The organism is Rhodococcus sp. Chr-9, assembly GCF_000801125.1.
GTDB classification, from domain to species: Bacteria; Actinomycetota; Actinomycetes; order Mycobacteriales; family Mycobacteriaceae; genus Rhodococcus; species Rhodococcus pyridinivorans.
Window position 1 is genome coordinate 1 of record NZ_JTIZ01000102.1, and the last position, 4,340, is coordinate 4,340.

General features: G+C 64.9%; 5 protein-coding genes. 4 read left to right on the top strand and 1 reads right to left on the bottom strand.

The window, feature by feature from the left end; translation table 11 throughout:
* Positions 1 to 183: 183 nt before the first annotated feature.
* Both QR64_RS15025 and QR64_RS15030 read left to right on the top strand, forming a co-directional pair.
* Complete coding sequence (locus QR64_RS15025) at positions 184 to 453, top strand: metal-sensitive transcriptional regulator (protein WP_039586002.1); 270 nt, start codon at positions 184 to 186, stop codon at positions 451 to 453.
* Positions 454 to 485: 32 nt separating this feature from the next.
* Entirely contained in the window at positions 486 to 899 is a 414-nt protein-coding gene (locus tag QR64_RS15030; RefSeq protein ID WP_039586004.1) for a DUF302 domain-containing protein, read from the top strand.
* 269 nt (positions 900 to 1,168) lie between these two features.
* Here QR64_RS15030 and QR64_RS15035 read toward each other — a convergent pair whose 3' ends face one another.
* A complete protein-coding gene (locus QR64_RS15035; RefSeq protein WP_039586006.1) occupies positions 1,169 to 2,710 on the bottom strand; it encodes a SulP family inorganic anion transporter in 1,542 nt (513 codons plus the stop codon).
* Between the two features lie 209 nt (positions 2,711 to 2,919).
* Between QR64_RS15035 and QR64_RS15040 the strand changes: the two genes are divergently transcribed.
* Positions 2,920 to 3,291 (top strand): MerR family transcriptional regulator, encoded by a 372-nt coding sequence (locus QR64_RS15040; RefSeq protein ID WP_039586007.1) that lies wholly within the window; start codon positions 2,920 to 2,922, stop codon positions 3,289 to 3,291.
* Between the two features lie 244 nt (positions 3,292 to 3,535).
* Positions 3,536 to 4,075 carry a DinB family protein gene (locus QR64_RS15045; RefSeq protein WP_200886511.1) on the top strand — a complete coding sequence of 180 codons (540 nt, stop codon included), beginning with the start codon at positions 3,536 to 3,538 and terminating at the stop codon, positions 4,073 to 4,075.
* The last annotated feature ends 265 nt before the right edge of the window (positions 4,076 to 4,340 follow it).

Sequence of the window (4,340 nt, forward strand, 5' to 3'; positions counted from 1 at the left end):
TTCATGGCCCAGTGTTCAGGATGTCCACACTCCGGGGGGAATGCCCACGATCGCCGTCCTCATACCCGCACGGTACGGATGTCACACTCGTGGTCGACGAGGTGAAGTCGGTCGCACGACTCACACCCCGATTTGATACCCCCGGGGGTACACTGGTCTACAGCACTAGGAAAGGACGCCTCCATGGTCGGCGACGAAGACAGCATCGCATTGGTACTCAACCGGCTGCGCCGCGCGCAGGGTCAGCTCGGCGGAGTGATCGCGATGATCGAACAGGGCCGGGACTGCAAGGACGTCGTCACCCAGCTTGCAGCCGTGTCGCGCGCACTGGACCGCGCCGGTTTCAAGATCGTGGCAACCGGCCTGAAGGAATGCATGAACGGCAATGCCGAGGACGGCAAGGAGCCGATGACCGAGGTCGAACTCGAGAAGCTCTTCCTCGCTCTGGCCTGACACCTCACCTTCCGAGAGAAAGCAGGACACCCATGACACTCGCACTCTCGACCACCCTGCGCACCTCGTTCCCCGACGCGGTCGAACGCACCCGCAAGGCGCTGTCCGAGCAGGGATTCGGCGTGCTCACCGAGATCGACATGAAAGCCACCCTGAAGGCGAAGCTCGGCGAGGACATGGAGGACTACGTGATCCTCGGTGCGTGCAATCCGCCGCTCGCCCACCGTGCGGTGACGGTCGACCGGCAGATCGGGCTCCTGCTCCCCTGCAACGTCGTGGTCCGCACCGACCCCGACGACCCCGAGACAGTGGTGGTCGATGCGATGAACCCGCAGATGATGGTGCAGGTCGCCGATCAGCCGGGACTCGCGGAGGTCGCCGACGACGCCACCAACGCCTTGCAGGCCGCCATCGATGCCCTGAAGAGCGACACGCCGCAGGACTGATCTCCCCGGAACGTCGGCGGCCGCGTCCTCTTTGAGCGAGGCAGGCGCTGTCGGAACAATGGCGCCTCAATGTCAAGGCGATGCCTGAGTACTTCGCGGTGACGTTGCTGCCGCATGGAATTTCCACCGACGTCGACTACCGGTACGAGCGGGCACCCTCGGTCGATGTTCAGCACGGCGGCACGGCGTAGTCCGTCCTCGACCGGCTGTCGCCGTGCCGGGCATCTCGAGAGACGGATGCCCGGCACGGACGCAACCCGACGGGCAGGTCAGTGGCTGTCGCCGAGGCGGCCGGAGAGTCGGTCGAGGCGGTCGAGGCTGGCCCCGTCGAGACCGACGATCTCGACGGTTTTGCCTTTGGCGGCGTATTTGTGGCGGATCGCGTCGAGGGTGGCGACGGTCGAGGCGTCCCAGATGTCGGCACCGGTCAGATCGATGACGATGTTCTGCGGGTCCCCGACGTAATCGAACTGGTAGATCAGGAGGTTCGAGGAGGCGAAGAACAATTCGCCGCGGACCTTGTAGACGCGGGTATCGATCCGGCCGTCCCGGTCGGTGTCGGTATCGGCAACTTTTTCGACGCTGGTCAGATGGGCGACGCGGCGGGCGAAGAGGATCATCGCGGTGACCACGCCGAGGATCACGCCGATGGCGAGGTTGTGCGTGACGACAGTGGCGATGACGGTCACGACCATGACGAGGGTTTCGCTGCGCGGCATCAACCGCAGGGTGCGCGGGTGAATGCTGTGCCAGTCGAGGGTGGCGACAGAGACCATGATCATCACGGCGACGAGGGCGGCCATCGGGATCAACGCGACGATGTCGCCGAGGGCGACGACGAGGATCAGCAGGAACACCCCGGCGAGGAAGGTGGAGATGCGGGTCCGCGCTCCGGAGACCTTGACGTTGATCATGGTCTGGCCGATCATCGCGCAGCCGCCCATGCCGCCGAAGAAGCCGGTGACGAGGTTGGCGATGCCTTGGCCCCAGCCTTCGCGGGTCTTGTTCGAATGGGTGTCGGTGATGTCGTCGACGAGTTTGGCGGTCATCAGCGATTCGAGCAGGCCGACCAACGCCATCGCCAGCGCATACGGGCCGATGATCGAGAGGGTCTCGACGTTGAGCGGCACATCGGGGAAGAACAGGGCGGGCAGCGAGTCGGGGAGTGCGCCTTCGTCGCCGACGTTCGGCACGTCCCAGCCGAAGACGAGCACCACCGCGGTGAGCGCCGCGATGGCCATCAGCGGCGCCGGGATCACGGTGGTGAGCTTCGGCAGCAAGAACATCACCGCCAGTCCGGCCGCGACCAGCGGGTAGACCAGGGTGGGCACGTCGATCAGGTGCGGTAGTTGCGCGGTGAAGATCAAGATGGCCAGGGCGTTGACGAAGCCGATCATCACGCTGCGCGGGATGAATCGCATCAGCTTCGCCACGCCGAGGATCGAGAGCAGGACCTGCAGCAGGCCGGCGAGGATGACGGTGGCGATGAAGTAGTCGAGGCCGTGCTCGCGGGCGACCGGGGCGATGACCAGGGCGATCGCGGCGGTGGCCGCGGTGATCATCGCCGGGCGCCCGCCGACGATGGAGATGGTCACGGCCATGGTGAACGAGGCGAACAGCCCGATGCGGGGGTCGACGCCGGCGATGATGGAGAACGAGATTGCCTCCGGGATCAACGCGAGCGCGACGACGAGACCGGCGAGGATCTCGGTTTTCAGGCTTTTCGGGGAGCGCAGAGCGGCGCGTACGGAGATGGCGGGGTCGGTGTCGGCCTCGGGTACGGCCGGTGCGTTGCCGGCAGGAGTGGTCACAGGAAGTGTCCTTCTTTTTTCGGCGATGAATCGAGAGAGCGGGGGCGACCCCGGGTGCGGACGGGGCTGCACAGTCGCGCCCGCAGATCCCGCCGAACTCTACCCTCACGTAAGGGTAGAGTTCGAATCGAGGGGTGCTTCGACCCGCTACGGTGGAAGTTCGACCAGGACAGAAGGGGAGCGCACAGGTGAGGATCGAGCCGGACCACATGCAGATCGGGCAGGTGGCGGCGCGCACCGAACTGTCCCTCAAGACCATCCGGCACTACGACGAGGTCGGTCTGGTGACGCCGTCGGCTCGCAGTGCCGGGGGCTTCCGGCTCTACACCGAAGGCGATGTGCAGCGGCTGCTGGTGATCCGGCGGATGAAACCGTTGGGGTTCTCACTCGAGGAGATGCGCGAACTATTGGCCGCTCTCGACGTGATCGCCGATACCGGCGCGGTCCCCGAAGCAGTGGCCGCGGCCCGCACGGTGCTGGCCGGGTTCCACGAGCGCGCCGAGGACAGCTGCGCCCGTCTGCGCACCCAGCTCGCCTACGCGGAGGAGCTCACCTCGCTCCTCGAGAGCCACGCGGGCTGATCGAGGGCGCCGGCTATCGCGGCGAGGACATGAGGGGTCGCCGCTGCGCGGTGAAGCCCACCCGTACGGAGTGAAGTAGGGGTGTTGGGCAAGTGGCGATCAAACGACAGGTTCGACGGGGACGCGATATCGATTCTCGGCACCGGACTGTATCCGGCCGGTAGTTGTGGAGGCCGTCCGGGAAGGAGGAGTCTGGTATCGATGGCCGCTGCAGTGCCGGTGGCTCACCGGGCAGGTGGGGATCATGGACCGTGCCGAACGGGTGGATAGGACCGCTCTCGCCGACGAGCTCGAACGCACCCGTGTGCATCTGCACCGGCTCCTGACCGATGCGTCCGACGCCTCGTTAGGGCGCCGGTCGTCGGGGACACGGTGGACCAACGAGCAACTACTGTTCCACATGGTCTTCGGGTACATGGTAGTTCAGGCGCTGCTGCCGTTGGTGCGGGTGGTCAGCCGGCTGCCTACCCGAGTGGGGCGTCGACTTGCCCAGGTCCTCGATGCCGGCACGCGACCCTTCGATGTGGTGAATTACTACGGTTCCTGTGCGGCGGCTCTGGTGTTCGACCGCAGCCGGATGGGCGCGAAGGCCGATCGGGTCATCGGTGCAGTGAGCCTTCGGCTTCAACGCGAATCGGAGCAGACCTTGCGGCAAGGCATGTTCTTCCCAGTGCGCTGGGACCCGTTCTTCACCGATTACATGACCATCGGTGAGCTGTATCGGTATCCCACCCTCCATTTCGATTTCCACGAGCGGCAACTCACTCTCGATCATCCGCGCTGATTACACATCCTCGGCCCCACGACAGCAGATTCTTCGGTTTCACCTCGCGAAGATTCTGACAGGATAGTGAGAATCCCTGACGACAAGACCGTGGAGAACGGCTGGTCAGTGCGCCACGCTACTGACAGACCCGACGAGCCCCTACAGTTTTTGTAGTTTCCACGATTCGGTGTCGGTTTCTAGTTTTTATGTCGGTAGCGTGTCGGCTTCCGCGTTTTGTGGGCTCTTCGCAGTTAGCAGTGGTACTGGTGCCGGCTGGGTGCGA

Coding starts and splice junctions, on each gene's coding strand:
- QR64_RS15025 (WP_039586002.1), top strand. CDS start 184: ATGGTCGGCGACGAAGACAGCATCGCATTGGTACTCAACCGGCTGCGC.
- QR64_RS15030 (WP_039586004.1), top strand. CDS start 486: ATGACACTCGCACTCTCGACCACCCTGCGCACCTCGTTCCCCGACGCG.
- QR64_RS15040 (WP_039586007.1), top strand. CDS start 2,920: ATGCAGATCGGGCAGGTGGCGGCGCGCACCGAACTGTCCCTCAAGACC.
- QR64_RS15045 (WP_200886511.1), top strand. CDS start 3,536: ATGGACCGTGCCGAACGGGTGGATAGGACCGCTCTCGCCGACGAGCTC.